We start from the raw sequence: 15,413 nt of genomic DNA, 5'->3' as shown, positions 1-15,413 counted from the left end.
CAGGGCCTGTACGAGGTAGACACAACGGGACGCTCGCAAACCGCAGATTCCCCCCCAAGAAGCTAGCACAGCTGCCGTGGCCCGCCAGTGCGCCGGCCAATAGGCGCTGCAGCCGTCAGCCTCGCCATTGCCTTGGGCTGACTCCGGTCTTGCGACGAAATGCCCGGGCCAGCGCCGAAGGGCTTTCATAACCAACCTCTTCGGCGATCAGGGCAATGGGCTTGCCTTCACCCAGGCGTTTCTGCGCCAGGCTGATGCGCCAGCTCACCAGATAATCCATGGGAGCCTGCCCGACCACCCGTTTGAAGTGCTCGGCGAAACTGGCCCGGGACATGTTGGCCGCCACCGCCAGTTCGGCCACGCTCCAGGCCTTGCCGGGCGCCTCGTGCATGAGGTTCAAGGGGCGCGCCAGGCGCGGATCGGCCAGGCCGGCCATCATGCCCGGCTGCTGATCGCGACTGCTCAGGATGTGGCGCAACAACAGGATCACCACCAGTTCGAACAGCCGGTCCATCACCGCCTCACGGCCACAGGTGCCGTCGAAGGCTTCGTTGAACAACCATTGCAGCGTGCTGGCCAGGGCCGGGATGTCCTCCAGTTTGAGCACCAGGTAATCCGGCAGCGCCGTGGCCAGGGCATTGCCCGCGCCGCCATCGAAGTCCAGGGACGCGCACACCAGCTGCGTATCGCTGTCCTGCGCGGCAAACAGGCGATGGCGATAGGGTCGGGGAAAAAAGATCAGGGTCGGTTCGGTGATGTGCAGCTCACGGTCGTCCGCGAGCCTTAAGGACAATTCACCCGCCTGGAGCAAATGCAAATGCCCGCAGGCCTGGCTGCCGTCGAACGCCGTCGTGCCGCAAAACGTACCGCTGTGAAAGGTCCCGGCATTGACGCCGAAATGCGCAAGCAATGTGGACAAGCGATCCATGAAGGGCCTCCGGCTGCAGTTCTGGACGATCTGTCGCATATCGTCGACGATTTGCATCCAATAGGCCAAGCCGATTCTCTAGCATCCATTCCGTACCCAGCGCCTGTCGCGCATCCACTACGGAGAATCACCATGCCACGCATTACCCCTGTCAGCCTGGAACTTGCCAACGAAGCCACTCGCCCATTGCTCGACGGCGTGCAGAAGAAAATCGGCTTCCTGCCCAACGTGTTCCGGGTCCTGGCCCACGCCCCCGCTGTACTGGCCTCCTACCTGCAGAACTCGGCGGCACTGGCCAAGACATCCCTGAGCGCCCCGCAGAAGGAGGCGATTTTCCTTGCCACCTCCCAGGTCAACGGCTGCGACTACTGCCTGGCGGCGCACACGCTGTTCGCCGGCAAGGCCGGGCTTTCCAGCCAGGAAATCCTCAGCGCCCGCGAAGGCCGGCTCGATGCCTATGCGTTGCTCGCCCGCCAGATCACCGAAAGTCGTGGCCACCTGGACAGCGAGCACATTGCCGCGGCCCGCGCGGCTGGAATCGATGATGCGAAGATCATCGAAGTGATCGCCCACGTGGCCTCGCAAACGCTGACCAACTACCTGAACAACGTCGCCCTGACCGATATCGATTTTCCGGCGATCGACGGCTGAATCACCCTGCGGCCAGCGATGGCGGCGTCACGGCCACCATCGCATCGCCAGCAAGCCGGCTCCTACAGAGGCGCGTACGCCACACATTGATCCTGGCCCACAGAGCTGGCTTGTCGGGTCGGCGCATCGCAGCGATCAGGTATTGGTCTTCAACTTGGTCCACAGCCGCGTGGTCAAGCGGGCGATGGAGGCTGGCAGGTCTTCCACCGTGAACAACTTGTCCATCACCGCCTTGGGCGGGTAGATCGCCAGGTCCTGCTTCACCGCCGGCACCACATCGGCGTCCGCCGCGCTGTTGGGATTGGCGTAGTGGATGCTGTTGCTGATGTTGGCGATGACCTGCGGTTGCAGCAGGTAGTTCATGTAGGTGTAGCCGTTCTTCTGGTGCGGCGCGCTCTTGGGCATGACCACCATGTCGAACCACAGCGTCGAACCTTCATCCGGGATCGAATAGGCAATGTCGATGCCGTTTTTCGCTTCCCTGGCGCTGGCGGCTGCCTGCACGATGTCGCCGTTGAAGCCGATCACCGCGCAGACGTTGCCGTTGGCCAGGTCGCTGATGTATTTGGAGGCGTGGAAATACTGGACGTAAGGGCGGATTCTCAGCAGCGCCTGCTCGGCTTTCTTGTAATCGGCAGGCTCGTGGCTGTGGGGCGGCAACCCCAGGTAATTGAGGGTGATCGGCAGTACTTGCGTCGGGTTGTCGATGATCGCCACGCCACATTCGCTGAGCTTCTTGATATTGGCCTCGTCGAAAAACAGGCTCCAGGACCGAGTGACGTCGGTGTTGCCGAAGATCGCCTTGATCTTCTCGACGTTATAGCCAATGCCTGCGGTGCCCCACATGTAGGGGTAACCGTACTGGTTGCCGGGGTCGTTGACCTCGAGCTTCTTCATCAGCACCGGGTCAAGGTTGTTCCAGCCAGGCAGTTGGCTCCTGTCGAGCTTCTGAATGGCCCCGGCCTTGATCAGGCGCGACAGGAAATGGTTCGACGGGCTGACCACGTCATACCCGGTGTTGCCGGTCATCAACTTCGACTCCAGCACTTCGTTGCTGTCATGGATGTCGTAGGTGGCCTTGATCCCGGTTTCCCGGGTGAACGTGGCCAGGGTGTCATCGGCGATGTAGCCGTTCCAGTTGGAAATGTTCACGGTCTCATCGGCGTAGGCGGCAGCGCTGAACGTAGAGAGCAGTGCCACCAGGGAAACAGTATTGACGCGCATGTTCGATCACCTTCGTGTTGAAGTGTTTTTTTGTATGTGAAAGTCGCTGTTCTAGATTTCGGTTCTGGCCCGGGCCGTCTCTACGCGCATGCGCAGCATGGCACCGATATCGAGCAAGGGTTTGGGCGGCAGCCAGCCGGGCTGGGCGCGATCGATGACCGATTGCAAGAGCGGCGAGTCGATGCCCGATGCCAGCTCCGCCAGCAGCCTCCCCCAGAGCGTGCCGCGCGCCACCCCCGAGCCGTTGCACCCGGCCACGGCGTACACGCCCTCCTCGACCTTGGCAAAATACGGTTGCCCGGAGCGCGAAGCGCTGAGGTGGCCGGTCCAGGTGTACTGGATGTCCTGCGCGCCCAACATCGGGAACCGGCGCTGCAGACCCAGGACATGGTGTTGGCGCCGGGTCGCCAGTTCGCCGGGCGACAAGTCGTGGGCGCGGTATTCGGCGGTGTTGCGAATCATCACCCGGCGGTCCGGGGTCAGGCGTACCGTGGCGCCTAGAGGACGGGTCGACAACACGCCCCAGGGTTCGACGGCACCAAGGGCCTGGAATTCTTCGTCGCTCAGGGGCCGGGTCAGGCTGGCGCTGAGTTCCATCGCGAAGGTGCCGCTGTCACTGATGCCGGATCGGGGAATGAAGGCATTGAGGCAAACCAGCACTTGCCTGGCCTCGATGCAGCCGTAGGTACCGTTGGCGCGAATGCGGCCATCGCCCAGGCGCTGCAGACCGCTGATCTCGGTGTTTTCAAACAGGGCCACCTGCGGCGGCAATGCATCGAGCAGCCCTTTGACGTACTTCGCCGGTTGCAGCAGCGCATTGCCATTGCCGCACCAGATCGCCGCCTGGTAGTGCCGGGTTCCCAACTTCTGGCGCAACCGTTCGCCTTGCAGAAACTCTGCAGAAGCGCCCACGGCGCGCAAAGTCTGCAACTTGGCCTCGACCTGGGTCAACTTGCGCGGATCGCTGACCGCGAAAAAATACCCCGATTCGCGAAAGTCGCATTCAATACCGTGCCGGGCAACGCGCTTGCGCACCTCGTCGCTGGCGGCGCGGCCAATCGCGGTGTCGGCCTGGTAGCCGGCGAAACCCGGGGTGCCCTGCAACTCGGCATGGCCGGGATGTTCGTGGGCCACCACGAATCCCGAGTTACGCGCCGATGCACCTTGCGCGGCGCGCTGGCGGTCGACCACCACAATGCGTGCCTGGGGATGCAGTTGCGCCAGTGAGTGAGCGGCACAGAGCCCGGTGATGCCGGCGCCGATCACCAGCCAATCGGCCTGCTGCGTGCCCTTGAGCGGGTCGCGCAACGGGCTGTCCCCGGCTTGTGCAATCCAGCCACATACGTTTTCCATGCGTCACCTCATAGACTGTCGTTGTGCCGGCCTCTCGCACAAATGCATGCAGCATTTGCATGATAGGTTTGAGATGACGGCCGCTATGGCTAGAATCTAAAGGGACATTGCAACGACAACCAACGTTATTAAATCATCCAGGTATTCTGAAAACGCATGGATAACATTCGCCACGTTCCCTCGCTCCAGGGCCTGCAGGCCTTGGTCGAGGTTGCTGATTCCGGCAGCTTCACCCAAGCGGCGCACACGCTGTGCCTGACCCAAAGCGCCGTGAGTCGCAAAATCCAGCAATTGGAGACTCACTACGGCACCGCGATGTTCGTCAGGACCAGCCGCAGCCTGCAGCTGACAGCGGAAGGCGAACAGGTGCTCGCCAGTGCGCGGCACATCCTTGAACACCTCAAGGCGCTGGAAGACCGGATCGCCCCGCAAAAGCGCCCGTTCCGCATCCGCATGCACGTGTCATTGGCTGTGCGCTGGTTGCTGCCCAGGCTGAATGACTTCTACCGCCATCATCCGCAGGTATCGCTGGCGATCGAGACCGTCGCCACCGAGGTGGTGGAACCGGCCAGCGACAGCGACGCCTACATCCTCTACCTGCCAGAACCGTCCGCCGCTGCGGATTGCCTGACGCTGTTCGAGGAAGCACTGGTGCCGGTGTGTGCACCCGGCCTTGGGCTGGCATCACAGGAGGATCTTGCCGACTTTGCGCTACTGCACCGTTCGAGCGACAAGAACGACTGGAGGTATTGGCTGGCCGCCAACGGTGGCAGATCACTGGATGAGTTTCGCCACATTCCCTTCAACCTCGACGAACTGGCGCTGGATGCCGCCGCGCGCGGACTGGGTGTGGCCATGACCGACATGACCCTGGCGGGCGAGTCGATCGAACGTGGCGTGCTGGTTATGCCGTTTGGCGAGCCGTTGAAGACCCGGGGAATTTACTCGCTATGCCTGCAACCTTCGGCGGCTGCACATCCGGCGTGCGCGCAGGTTGTGCAGTGGTTTTCCGGACAGGTTGTAACACCACACAACCTGTAGCCGGACGGGATAGACTTTGGCTACACACCCACTTCGGCAACATCAAGGGATTTCAAGAAATACCAAAGCCTGATTTTTCTCAAAACACGTATTGGCAGCCATAAAACATTCACTTTGGGAACTTCACTACTTACCCTGTGCGCCATCAACTCTTTATGAACATGGGGTACTTCATTAATGAGACGCTGCAGCATGTCGGGTTCGGACTCACCCGAAAGCGACCCGGAATAATGAATAATGCTTGAACTTTTCATGGACGGTGTCGCCGAAGGGCCGACGATATGCCCAGGAAAAACCATGTGATGCTCCACCAGGCTCAAGTGGCGCCAACTGATGTTATTTTTTACCAGCACGGGAGAAATAACCACTTGATCGGCATACCATGCAGACCCGGAACAGCTTGCCAGTTTACTTTTCAGTAACTTTTCGAATGCTGAAACATAGCTTTCAGCAAAGCAACTACTTCTACGCCAGACAAAGGCACCCGAGTTGAAGAAAGCCCGCATTTTTACCACAGGACTTTCCAGTGATATCCATGGAAGCTCCTCGAAATTGGCGCCTATCAACTTGCACAAAGACTGCCAATAAGGCGTGTTTCTTGCCGCCCCCTCATGAATAGCGGGCGGAAGATATTCTGCACGGGCAGCGAAATCGATGCCTGGCTCCAACAGCAGCCCCGATGGCTCCGCGGCAATCAAAATATCACTATCAAGCCAGGCAATTAAATCAGTGGTGGCATTACGCTGCGCCCAATACACCGCCGCCGGTTTATTTGAATAGTTAAACCAGGGCGCCACGTTATAGGCTCCGTCATCGACGTAGGTTACATCCAACTCGCGCAATGCATGCAACGTCGCTTGCGAAAGGGGGGCGCCCACGCGTGCCTTTACTGCAAACACGGTACATTTTGCCAACCGCCCGCCAAATTTCCTGAGCGTTTTGATCATAAGGATGGTTTGACTTTCAAGCCGCCCACTTTCGATACAACAAACAAACGAAATCGATGGCATTGAAACCTCAGTCGAGTAAGGCATGCTTTCACCTCGAGGGACCTATCGGACACGCTGGCCAATATTGCATTTACCATAGATTGCTTCCGGCGTTTTTCAAGACGGTTTTCGCGTCCGGCAGCCGGAGCACTCAATCGTCTTCGTGTAACTTGATGCCCCTGGCATGCAACAGCGGTGGCACCACCAGCACCAACAGGGTCAGGGCCATGAAAGCCGCCGAGATGGGCTGGGTCAAAAATATCGTCCAGTCCCCCTCACTGATCGACAGGGCATTGCGCAGCTGTTTCTCGGCCATCGGCCCCAGCAGCATGCCGACGATCACCGGCGCCACCGGGAAATCGAAACGCCGCATCAACACTCCGGCCCAGCCGATCCCCAGCATCAGCATCAGGTCGAAGGAAGAATGGCGCATGCCGTAGACGCCGATGGTGGCGAACACCAGGATCCCGGCGTTCAGGTAAGGCCGGGGGATCTGCAGCAGCTTGACCCACAGGCCCACCAACGGCAGGTTCAACACCAGCAGGATGACGTTGCCGATGTACAGCGAGGCCACCAGGGTCCAGACCAGGTCGGCGGAGGTTTCGAAGAGCATCGGCCCCGGTTGCAGGTTGTAGTTCTGGAACGCCGCCAACAGGATCGCCGCCGTGGCGGACGTGGGTATGCCCAGGGTCAGCAACGGCACCAGCGAGCCGGTGGCACTGGCGTTGTTGGCCGCTTCCGGGCCGGCCACCCCTTCGATGGCGCCCTCGCCCTTGTTGGCCGAAAACTCCTTGGGGTACTTGCTCAGTTTGCGTTCGGTGGAATAGGACAGGAAGGTCGGGATCTCCGCGCCGCCCGCCGGGATCGAGCCAAACGGGAAGCCGATCAGCGTGCCCCGCAGCCAGGCCGGCACCGAGCGTTTCCAGTCGGCACGGGTCATCCATAACGACGTCAGGCGATGCCGGCCCTCCGATTGTTCAGTTTGATAAAGCAGGCTGTACAAGGCTTCGCCGACCGCGAACAGACCGACCGCCACCAGCACCACCTCGATACCATCCACCAGTTCGGGCACGCCCAGGGTGTAGCGGGCAATGCCCGACGTCGAGTCGAGGCCGATCAGGCCGATGGTCAAGCCGATCCCCAATGAAGCAAAACCACGCAGCATCGAGGCGCCGAGCACCGCCGACACCGTGGTGAAGGACAGCACCAGGATCGCGAAATACTCCGCTGGCCCGAAATTCAGCGCCAGCCGGGCCACGACCGGTGCGAACAGGGTCAGCAGGATGGTCGCAATGGTGCCGGCGACAAAGGAGCCGATCGCCGCCGTGGCCAGCGCCGGCCCGGCCCGGCCATTGCGCGCCATGAGGTTGCCTTCCAGGGCCGTGACCATGGACGACGACTCACCGGGGGTATTGAGCAGGATCGAGGTGGTGGAGCCGCCGAACTGCGCGCCGTAGTAGATCCCGGCGAACATGATCAGCGCTCCGGTGGGGTCGACCTTGGCGGTGATCGGCAGCAGCAAGGCCACCGTCAGCGCCGGCCCGATGCCCGGCAACACGCCAATGGCGGTGCCCAGCAGGCAGCCAATGAAGCCCCACAGCAGGTTGATCGGCGTCAGCGCTGCAGAAAAACCCATCGCCAGGCTGGCGAGAATGTCCATGCTGTCGATCTCCTTGGATCAGATCCAGGCGTTGACCAGCGGCGGCAGGGAAACCCCCAGCCCGGCGTTGAACAACCAGTAGATCGGCAGGGTCAAGGCCATGCCGATCGCCAGGTCGCGCAGTGGATGACGACTGCCAAAACCACGGGCCGAACAGGCGAACAGCAACCCGGCGGCCAGCACGAAACCGATGATATTGATGAGCACGGCCACACCGATCAACCCTGCGGTGACCCAGGCTGCGCCGGCCTTGCCGCCCGCCACGGTGTGGGCCTGTTCGTTATCCAGTTCGCGAAAACCGCCGCTGACCGCCTGATAACTCAACAACACGCCCACCACCCCCAGGAACCCCGCGACCACCCATGGGTAGACATAGGCCGGCAGAATGACGAAGCCCATCTCCGGCGGAAAGCGCCAGGCGCCCACCGCCAACACCACGCTGAGGACAATCAGGCCGATACCGATGGCCAATTGGGTCGGCACCACTGCGCGGGATCCGGCCATTTCAAAGCAACCCGACCTTGACCAGCATCGCGTGCAGTCGCACGTGTTCTTCGTCGACGAATTTGCCGAAATCGTCTCCGGTCAGCACGCTCTCCGTCCAGGCGTTGGTCTTGATGTTGTCTTGCCAGACTTTGCTTTTGCTGGCGGCCAGCACGGCGTCGGTCACTTCCTTGCGCTGCTCGGGGGTGAGGCCGGCTGCGCCATAGACACCGCGCCAGTTGCCGATAACCACGTCGTAACCACTTTCCTTGAGGGTCGGCGCGTCGATTCCCGGCACGCGCTCGGGCGCGCCGATGGCGAGCACGCGGAACTGGCCGTTCTTGATGTATTGACCCAGTTCGGCATACCCGCCGGTGATCACCTTGATCTGGCCGCCCAAGGCCTGGGCGACAATTTCACCGCCACCGCCGGTGGCGATGTAATTCACCTTGTTGACCGGCACATCCAGCTTGCCGGCCAGTTCGGCGATGCCGATGTGATCGATCGAGCCTTTGGAACCACCGCCGAAGGTCACGCTGGTCGGCTTGGCCTTGAAATCCTTGATCAGGTCATCAAGGGTCTTGTACGGCGAATCCTTGCGCACCGCGAGCACGTTGTACTCGGTGAACAACCGGGCGATCGGTGTCACGTCCTTCAAGCTGATCTGCGGTTTGTTCTGCTCGATGCCTGCCACCATGATCGCACCGACCACCAGCAGCGCATTCGGGTCGCCCTTGGTGCTGTTGGCAAATTGCGCCAGCCCTAGCGTACCGCCCGCGCCCCCCTTGTTCTCAAAGGTGACGGCCTTGGCGACGTTGGCCTCGATCAGGGCCTTGCCCAGCACCCGGGCCGTCTGGTCATAACCGCCGCCCACGGAACCGGGGGCCATGAACTTGACGGTATCCAGCGCCAGCGCGCAGGTGCTGAGTGTGGCAGCGACAAGGCCTGCAGCCAGGCAATGGCTGACGCGATGAAGCAAAGCGGACATGGTGTCTCTCCCTTTAACATTGTTTTTATGGGTGCCATCTGCGGGTAAGCGTAGAACATGGTTCCGTCGAAGGCCTGCCTCCTGCGCTGCATTACAGACTTGTCATCGAGTTGTCAGCGTAGCCACCACCCTCGCTTCATACAGTGAAGTCGTCAGTCACCCGCACCGGGTGACACGCCTGCCACTGATGATGACAAGGGTCGATAACATGAATCCATTGAGCAAACTCTGCCTGATCGCCGCCAGCCTGTTCATGCTGGGCAGCGGCTGCGCCATGGCTGCCACCCCGGCCGCACCGGTCAAGGCCAACAACGTCGTGCTGGTGCACGGTTCCTGGGCCGATGGCTCCAGTTGGGCGGATGTGATCAACCGCTTGCAGGCCGCCGGCCTGCACGTTACCGCCGTGCAAAACCCGCTGACGTCGGTGGCCGATGATGTCGCCGCGACCCAGCGCGTGCTCGATCAACAAGACGGCCCGACCGTGCTGGTCGGCCATTCCTACGCCGGCACGGTGGTCAGCGAGGCCGGGGTCAATCCGAAAGTCAGTTCGCTGGTGTACGTCGCCGCGCGTGCGCCGGATGCCGGGGAAGATTTCGTCGCTCTCTCGGCCAAATACCCGACCATGCCGGTACGTGCCGGTACCGAAGAACACGACGGTTTCGTCAGCCTCAAGCAAGACGCCTTTCTCAACTACTTCGCCAGCGACGTGCCCCACGACAAAGCCATGCAGCTGTTCGCCGTGCAACAACCGATTGCCAAGACCCTGTTCACCGACCGCACCACCGCTGCGGCCTGGCACACCAAACCGTCGTGGTACGCCGTATCCAGCCAGGACCAGACAATCAGCCCGGACCTTGAGCGCTTCCTGGCCAAGCGCATGGGTGCCACCACCCTCGAATTGCCGTCGAGCCACTTGTCGCTGGTGTCCCACTCGAAGGAAATCGCCGACCTGATCCTGGCGGCCGCCGGTCGCCAGCCATAACCCGCGGCCATTTATTACAACTTTGTCATCGAGCTGTTGGTTGGCTGTTCGGATCGCCTGGTTAACCTGAACTCACTGCCAGGCCAACCCGCCAACAGCCACCCCAACCCTGAGAACCTGAAAAGAGAGCACCGTCATGAAAATGTACATCCTCGGTTTCGCCGCCCTCCTCGCAACTGGCTCGGCCTTTGCCGATACCCAAAGCACCGCGCCGGTGATCCACGACAAGGACGCGGCCTTCGTCCACCTCGACATCGCCAAAGTGCTGGGTGAAACGGACATTTCGCAACAATGCGGCATCATCCCCGCCCAACTGAACTACCTCGACCATCGGGGTCGCCAGCATGAGCTCGATTACCTGGTCCAGGGCAGCGGTTGCACCAATGATCACTGATCGTCATCCCTGAGTGCCGGTGGATGATCGGGCTACACTGGTGGCACCGGCATGCCGCTGTAGCCCGCCTGCGCGGCGCTGATTCCTGCTGACCCCACACCTGGCAGAACCCCATGAACATTCTCATCGTCGAAGATGAACCCAAGGCCGGCAATTACCTGCTCAACGGCTTGCAGGAACTCGGTTACACGGTGAGCCTGGCCCGCGACGGCGTCGATGGCTTGCACCTGGCCCTGGAACACGATTTCGATGTGATAGTGCTGGACGTGATGATGCCGAAGATGGACGGCTGGGAAGTCCTGCGCCGCCTGCGCAAGGAAGCCGATACCCCGGTGCTGTTCCTCACCGCCCGCGATGACATCGCCGACCGCATCAAGGGCCTGGAACTGGGCGCCGACGATTACCTGATCAAGCCGTTTTCCTTTGCCGAACTGGTGGCCCGCCTGCGCACCCTGACCCGTCGCGGCCCCACCCGCGAAGAAGAACAGTTGCACATCGAAGACTTCGCGATCGACGTGCTCAAGCGCCGCGTTACCCGCGCCGGCACACGCATTACGCTGACCAACAAGGAATTCGCCCTGCTGCACCTGTTCGCCACGCACCAGGGTGAAGTGCTGTCGCGCTCGACAATCGCCTCACGGGTCTGGGACATGAATTTCGACAGCGACACCAACGTGGTGGACGTCGCCGTGCGGCGGTTGCGGCTGAAGATCGACGATCCCTTCCAGCTGAAGTTGATCCACAGTGTGCGCGGCATCGGCTACCGCTTCGATACGCAGCCATGAACAGCCTGTCGCATTTGCGCCACTCCCTGACGCTGCGCCTGGCGCTGGTGTTCGCGTTCCTGGCGTTTGTCTCGCTGACGTCCCTGGGCGTGGCGTTGTACCGTGATCTTGAGCGCGAATTGGTCCGTCGTGATGACGCGGCCCTGATCACCCGTATCGATCAACTGCGCACCTTCCTCAACGACAGCAACACCCTGGAACTGATCCGCACCAAGCCCGCGCTGTTCCAGAACATGCTCGGCAACCGCGAAGCCCTTTTGAGTATCGGCGCACCGGGGCAACCGCCGTTGCTGGTGGTCAACCCGGGCAATCTGGACATGCCCGCGTTGCCCCCCATGGCCATCAACCACCCGCTGAGCCTCGGCGACGTGCAGCACTTGCCCAACGTTGACGGCGTACCTTTTTCAGCACTGGCCGCGACCATCGAATCCGGTGACCAGGGCACGCTGCAAGTGCTGACCGGGCGCCTGATGACTGAACGTACGGCGGTGCTCGCCAGCTACCGGTTCAACGTCTACCTGTTCGCCAGCGTGGCGGCGATTCTGCTGGCACTTTCCGGCTACGTGCTGGTGCAGCGCGGCTTGCTGCCGGTGCGGCGCGTGGCCCGGCATGCCCAGGGCATCGGCGTCGGCAACCTCGGCGAACGCCTTGACAGCCAGGGCGCGCCGCTGGAGTTGCTACCGATGATCGAGGCCTTCAACGCCATGCTCGACCGCCTCGGCAGAGGTTTCGTGCAATTGGGCCAGGTGTCGACCGACATGGCCCATGAGTTGCGCACACCGATCAACAACCTGCTCGGTGAAACCCAGGTCGCCTTGCAGCAAAACCGCAGCATCGAAGCCTATCAACAGTTGCTCGCCTCCAATGTCGAGGAGCTCGAGCGCCTGGCACGCATGCTCGACAACATGCTGTTCCTGGCCCGCACCGACCCGGCCAGTGCCCTGCGCCAACGCCAGGAACTGGGCGCCTTTGATGAAATGGAGCGCATGGCCGACTATTTCGAGGGGCTCGCGGCGGATGTCGGGATTGCCATCAACGCCCAGGGCAGCGGTGTGATCTGGGCCGAGCCGATGCTGTTGCGCCGCGCCCTGGCCAACCTGTGCGCCAATGCCATCAAATATGGCGCACCGAACTCCGAACTGGCGATCTGCGCCACCCCAACGGCCGATGGCATCCGCCTGCAGGTGCGCAACCAGGGCCAGACGATCCCCACCGAACACCTGCCCCGGCTGTTCGAACGCTTTTACCGCGTCGACGAATCCCGCGAGCGCTCGGCGCAATCCAACGGGCTGGGGCTGTCGATCGTGGCGACGATCATGCAGTTGCACAATGGCGGGTACAGCGTCACAAGTGTGGATGGCGTGACGTGTTTCGAGCTGTTTTTTCCGGCCCGGCGAGCGGGCGAATGAACAAAAAATCAAGAGATCGCAGCCTGCCCTTGCACACGCGACCAAAAAAACCTCGATAGCGTTGGTCATGACCTAACCTCATAGGCTGAGTGACTATCAACCAGTCGAGCACGCCCATGCGTTATGCATTGAAGCTAGTGATCCTCATCGCTTTCGCGCTGTCGGGAACGAGCGCCGGATGGCTATCGGCAGCGCCCATGCCCGATGTCCCCACCATCGCCCAGTCACCCCCGTCCGCCAGCGTTTCCGACAGCGACCTGGAGGCGCTGCAGGGCCAACTCGGCAGTTATAAGCAGCAGGTGTCGCAGGCCAGCAACTACAGCCAGCTGGAAAGCCCGCAAGATCTGGTGCAGGCGCTCGTCAAGGAGGTCGATCGCCTCTCGGCATTGCTGCTGCCCGAGCAGGACCAGCTGCAGGCGCAATTGGGCGTGCTGGGCCCGCCGCCAGTGGCGGATGCCGCGCCCGAGAAGTCCGATATCGCCCTCCAGAGAATGACCCTGACCGAACAGAAATCCCGGGTCGACGCCAAACTGAAAACCCTGGCATCGCTCAAGAACAGCGCCGCCGAACTGCTGACCCAGATTGCCGCCATCCGCCGCAGCCTGCTGGAAACCGAAATGACCCAGCAGACCCGCAGCGTACTCAACCCCTGGTTCTGGGCCCCCCTGCTCAATCCGCCAGAGCATGACCGGGAAAAATTCCGCGCCTTCCTGCAGCAGATCAAGGACACCCTGGACGCCACCTGGCAACCGGGCGAGCGCCTGCTGAGCAGCCTGTTGATCGCGATTGCCGTAGTGCTTTGGGTCGTGGGACGGCGCCTGGCCGAACGCGGGCTGACCTGGTTGTGCATCCATCGCATGCCGGAAGGTCGCCTGCGGCGTAGCGCCCTGGCCCTGGCTTCGGTCATCGCCACGGTGTTGACGGCCTGGATAGCCTTGCGGTTGCTGTTTTTTGCCTTTACCCGCGAATTGCCGCTGACGCCACAGCTGACGGGGTTTTCCCAGGACTTCGAAAAAATCGTCTATACCTGCGTGCTGATCCTCGGCCTGAGTCGCGCACTGCTGTCCACGCAGCACCCCTCATGGCGCCTGCCAAACTTTGCCGATCCGCTCGCCCTGGCGATGGAGCCGTTCCCGGCACGGCTGGCCTGGGCACTCCTGGTGCTGGTATCGCTGGCCCAGATGACCAACGCCACCAGCATGAGCGCTGAGTTGGTGATTTCTGTCCGAGGCGTGGTCGCCCTGATCGTCTCGGTCATGATCGCGATGCTGCTGTTGCGCGTCAGCAAAACCCGCCGGGACATGGTCATGGCGGGTGTCGCCCCCGAGGCTGGCCGGACCTTCGCCGGGTTGATTTATTCGTTCGCCAGCATTGCGATCGTGATTTCACTCCTGGCCTTGCTCGCCGGCTACGTATCGCTGTCGCGCTTCATCACTTACGAACTGGTCTGGTTCTACATCACCTTCGCGGGCTTTTATCTGCTGATCCAGTTGGTGAAAGATGGCTGCGAACACCTGTTTTCCCCCCGCACCTCCACCGGCAAGTCCTTGAAGCAGTTGTTGGGCATCGGCGATACGCGGCTGGAACAGATTTCGATCATCTTCTCCGGTGCCGGCCGCGCCTCGTTATTGCTGATCGCACTGATTACCCTGGTGGTGGGTGGCATCGGATCGACACTCGAACAACTGGCCACCAACATCCTCGCCATCCTCGGCGGCGACGGTCTGCGCAAACTGAACATCGTCCCGGCCAACCTGTTACATGCCTTGCTCGCCGTGATCATCGGCGTCTACCTGATTCGTTCGCTGCGGCGCTGGCTGGACAACGAGTTCCTGCCGAAAACTGAAATGGACCCCGGCATGTGTGCCTCGCTCAGCACACTGTTTTCCAACATCGGCTATGCCCTGGTGCTGCTGCTGATGCTGTCGTCGCTGGGGGTCAAGTGGACCAACCTGGCCTGGATCGTCAGCGCCCTGTCGGTGGGTATCGGCTTCGGCCTGCAGGAGATCGTCAAGAATTTCGTCTCCGGCATCATCCTGTTGACCGAACGTCCGGTGAAAGTCGGCGACCTGATCAGCATCAGCGGGGTGGAAGGCGACATCCGCCGGATCAACGTGCGGGCCACCGAAATACAGCTGGCCGACCGCTCGATCGTGATCGTGCCGAACTCGCAATTGATCTCGCAGAACCTGCGTAACGTCACCCTCGGGGGCAGCGCCCAGGGGGTGGCGAGCCTTGAACTGATGTTCCCGCTGGACATCGACCCCGAGCAAGTGCGCAACCTGCTGTTAGCCACCTTCAGCGAGCACGAGACCATCCTGGAGAAGCCGGCGCCGGTGGTGCGCTTCAGCCAGCTCAAGCCCGAAGGCATTACCCTGACCGTCACCGGTTATGTGAGCAGCCCACGCATGGTGGTTTCGATCAAGAGTGAACTGCTGTTCGAGATTCTCAAGCGGCTGGGCGCCGCCGGGATAGAACTGGCGAAACCGCCGGCGACGTGATCAGCATCACGGCGCCGGTGGTTTT

Annotated in this window: 14 protein-coding genes; 7 read left to right on the top strand and 7 right to left on the bottom strand. The window is 61.5% G+C overall.

Going from position 1 to position 15,413, the window contains the following annotated elements; genetic code table 11:
• Positions 1 to 115 precede the first annotated feature (115 nt).
• Positions 116 to 928: a cupin domain-containing protein gene (locus ACYP2Q_RS27385; RefSeq protein ID WP_459733333.1), complete on the bottom strand. Its 813-nt coding sequence runs from the start codon at positions 926 to 928 to the stop codon at positions 116 to 118.
• A gap of 132 nt (positions 929 to 1,060) precedes the next feature.
• Between ACYP2Q_RS27385 and ACYP2Q_RS27380 the strand changes: the two genes are divergently transcribed.
• Complete coding sequence (locus ACYP2Q_RS27380) at positions 1,061 to 1,579, top strand: carboxymuconolactone decarboxylase family protein (RefSeq protein ID WP_459733332.1); 519 nt, start codon at positions 1,061 to 1,063, stop codon at positions 1,577 to 1,579.
• A gap of 135 nt (positions 1,580 to 1,714) precedes the next feature.
• Here ACYP2Q_RS27380 and ACYP2Q_RS27375 read toward each other — a convergent pair whose 3' ends face one another.
• Both ACYP2Q_RS27375 and ACYP2Q_RS27370 read right to left on the bottom strand, forming a co-directional pair.
• Positions 1,715 to 2,803, bottom strand: a complete 1,089-nt coding sequence (locus tag ACYP2Q_RS27375) for a polyamine ABC transporter substrate-binding protein (protein WP_459733331.1) — start codon at positions 2,801 to 2,803, stop codon at positions 1,715 to 1,717.
• A gap of 51 nt (positions 2,804 to 2,854) precedes the next feature.
• A complete protein-coding gene (locus ACYP2Q_RS27370; protein WP_459733330.1) occupies positions 2,855 to 4,156 on the bottom strand; it encodes an NAD(P)/FAD-dependent oxidoreductase in 1,302 nt (433 codons plus the stop codon).
• A gap of 156 nt (positions 4,157 to 4,312) precedes the next feature.
• Here ACYP2Q_RS27370 and ACYP2Q_RS27365 point away from each other — a divergent pair, with 156 nt between their 5' ends.
• Positions 4,313 to 5,197: a LysR substrate-binding domain-containing protein gene (locus ACYP2Q_RS27365; RefSeq protein ID WP_459733329.1), complete on the top strand. Its 885-nt coding sequence runs from the start codon at positions 4,313 to 4,315 to the stop codon at positions 5,195 to 5,197.
• A 20-nt stretch (positions 5,198 to 5,217) separates the two neighbouring features.
• Here ACYP2Q_RS27365 and ACYP2Q_RS27360 read toward each other — a convergent pair whose 3' ends face one another.
• From ACYP2Q_RS27360 to ACYP2Q_RS27345, 4 genes are all read right to left on the bottom strand, one after another.
• The gene (locus ACYP2Q_RS27360; protein ID WP_459733328.1) at positions 5,218 to 6,231 is read right to left on the bottom strand and encodes a hypothetical protein; all 1,014 of its coding nucleotides are present in this window, start codon (positions 6,229 to 6,231) and stop codon (positions 5,218 to 5,220) included.
• Positions 6,232 to 6,337: 106 nt separating this feature from the next.
• Positions 6,338 to 7,846 (bottom strand): tripartite tricarboxylate transporter permease, encoded by a 1,509-nt coding sequence (locus ACYP2Q_RS27355; protein ID WP_459733327.1) that lies wholly within the window; start codon positions 7,844 to 7,846, stop codon positions 6,338 to 6,340.
• A gap of 18 nt (positions 7,847 to 7,864) precedes the next feature.
• Positions 7,865 to 8,350 carry a tripartite tricarboxylate transporter TctB family protein gene (locus tag ACYP2Q_RS27350; protein ID WP_459733326.1) on the bottom strand — a complete coding sequence of 162 codons (486 nt, stop codon included), beginning with the start codon at positions 8,348 to 8,350 and terminating at the stop codon, positions 7,865 to 7,867.
• Position 8,351: 1 nt separating this feature from the next.
• Positions 8,352 to 9,317, bottom strand: a complete 966-nt coding sequence (locus tag ACYP2Q_RS27345) for a Bug family tripartite tricarboxylate transporter substrate binding protein (RefSeq protein ID WP_459733325.1) — start codon at positions 9,315 to 9,317, stop codon at positions 8,352 to 8,354.
• Positions 9,318 to 9,525: 208 nt separating this feature from the next.
• Between ACYP2Q_RS27345 and ACYP2Q_RS27340 the strand changes: the two genes are divergently transcribed.
• From ACYP2Q_RS27340 to ACYP2Q_RS27320, 5 genes are all read left to right on the top strand, one after another.
• Positions 9,526 to 10,299 (top strand): alpha/beta hydrolase, encoded by a 774-nt coding sequence (locus ACYP2Q_RS27340; RefSeq protein WP_459733324.1) that lies wholly within the window; start codon positions 9,526 to 9,528, stop codon positions 10,297 to 10,299.
• Between the two features lie 136 nt (positions 10,300 to 10,435).
• On the top strand, positions 10,436 to 10,693 hold the full coding sequence (locus ACYP2Q_RS27335) for a DUF2790 domain-containing protein (RefSeq protein ID WP_459733323.1): 258 nt from the start codon (positions 10,436 to 10,438) through the stop codon (positions 10,691 to 10,693).
• A gap of 113 nt (positions 10,694 to 10,806) precedes the next feature.
• Positions 10,807 to 11,478, top strand: a complete 672-nt coding sequence (locus ACYP2Q_RS27330; RefSeq protein ID WP_459733322.1) for a heavy metal response regulator transcription factor — start codon at positions 10,807 to 10,809, stop codon at positions 11,476 to 11,478.
• Positions 11,475 to 12,887, top strand: a complete 1,413-nt coding sequence (locus ACYP2Q_RS27325; RefSeq protein WP_459733321.1) for a heavy metal sensor histidine kinase — start codon at positions 11,475 to 11,477, stop codon at positions 12,885 to 12,887. The genes ACYP2Q_RS27330 and ACYP2Q_RS27325 overlap by 4 nt, the downstream gene beginning before the upstream one ends.
• Before the next feature lie 116 nt (positions 12,888 to 13,003).
• A complete protein-coding gene (locus ACYP2Q_RS27320; RefSeq protein ID WP_459733320.1) occupies positions 13,004 to 15,388 on the top strand; it encodes a DUF3772 domain-containing protein in 2,385 nt (794 codons plus the stop codon).
• Positions 15,389 to 15,413: the final 25 nt, after the last annotated feature.

This window comes from Pseudomonas sp. MHK4 (assembly GCF_054600775.1).
This window is presented reverse-complemented; position numbering and strand designations above follow the sequence as displayed.

Bases quoted from the DNA above. Each gene is read 5' to 3' on its own strand.
- ACYP2Q_RS27325 (WP_459733321.1), top strand. From the start codon at position 11,475: ATGAACAGCCTGTCGCATTTGCGCCACTCCCTGACGCTGCGCCTGGCG.
- ACYP2Q_RS27355 (WP_459733327.1), bottom strand. From the start codon at position 7,846: ATGGACATTCTCGCCAGCCTGGCGATGGGTTTTTCTGCAGCGCTGACG.
- ACYP2Q_RS27360 (WP_459733328.1), bottom strand. From the start codon at position 6,231: ATGCCTTACTCGACTGAGGTTTCAATGCCATCGATTTCGTTTGTTTGT.
- ACYP2Q_RS27350 (WP_459733326.1), bottom strand. From the start codon at position 8,350: ATGGCCGGATCCCGCGCAGTGGTGCCGACCCAATTGGCCATCGGTATC.
- ACYP2Q_RS27365 (WP_459733329.1), top strand. From the start codon at position 4,313: ATGGATAACATTCGCCACGTTCCCTCGCTCCAGGGCCTGCAGGCCTTG.
- ACYP2Q_RS27375 (WP_459733331.1), bottom strand. From the start codon at position 2,803: ATGCGCGTCAATACTGTTTCCCTGGTGGCACTGCTCTCTACGTTCAGC.
- ACYP2Q_RS27335 (WP_459733323.1), top strand. From the start codon at position 10,436: ATGAAAATGTACATCCTCGGTTTCGCCGCCCTCCTCGCAACTGGCTCG.
- ACYP2Q_RS27385 (WP_459733333.1), bottom strand. From the start codon at position 928: ATGGATCGCTTGTCCACATTGCTTGCGCATTTCGGCGTCAATGCCGGG.
- ACYP2Q_RS27330 (WP_459733322.1), top strand. From the start codon at position 10,807: ATGAACATTCTCATCGTCGAAGATGAACCCAAGGCCGGCAATTACCTG.
- ACYP2Q_RS27345 (WP_459733325.1), bottom strand. From the start codon at position 9,317: ATGTCCGCTTTGCTTCATCGCGTCAGCCATTGCCTGGCTGCAGGCCTT.
- ACYP2Q_RS27380 (WP_459733332.1), top strand. From the start codon at position 1,061: ATGCCACGCATTACCCCTGTCAGCCTGGAACTTGCCAACGAAGCCACT.
- ACYP2Q_RS27340 (WP_459733324.1), top strand. From the start codon at position 9,526: ATGAATCCATTGAGCAAACTCTGCCTGATCGCCGCCAGCCTGTTCATG.
- ACYP2Q_RS27320 (WP_459733320.1), top strand. From the start codon at position 13,004: ATGCGTTATGCATTGAAGCTAGTGATCCTCATCGCTTTCGCGCTGTCG.
- ACYP2Q_RS27370 (WP_459733330.1), bottom strand. From the start codon at position 4,156: ATGGAAAACGTATGTGGCTGGATTGCACAAGCCGGGGACAGCCCGTTG.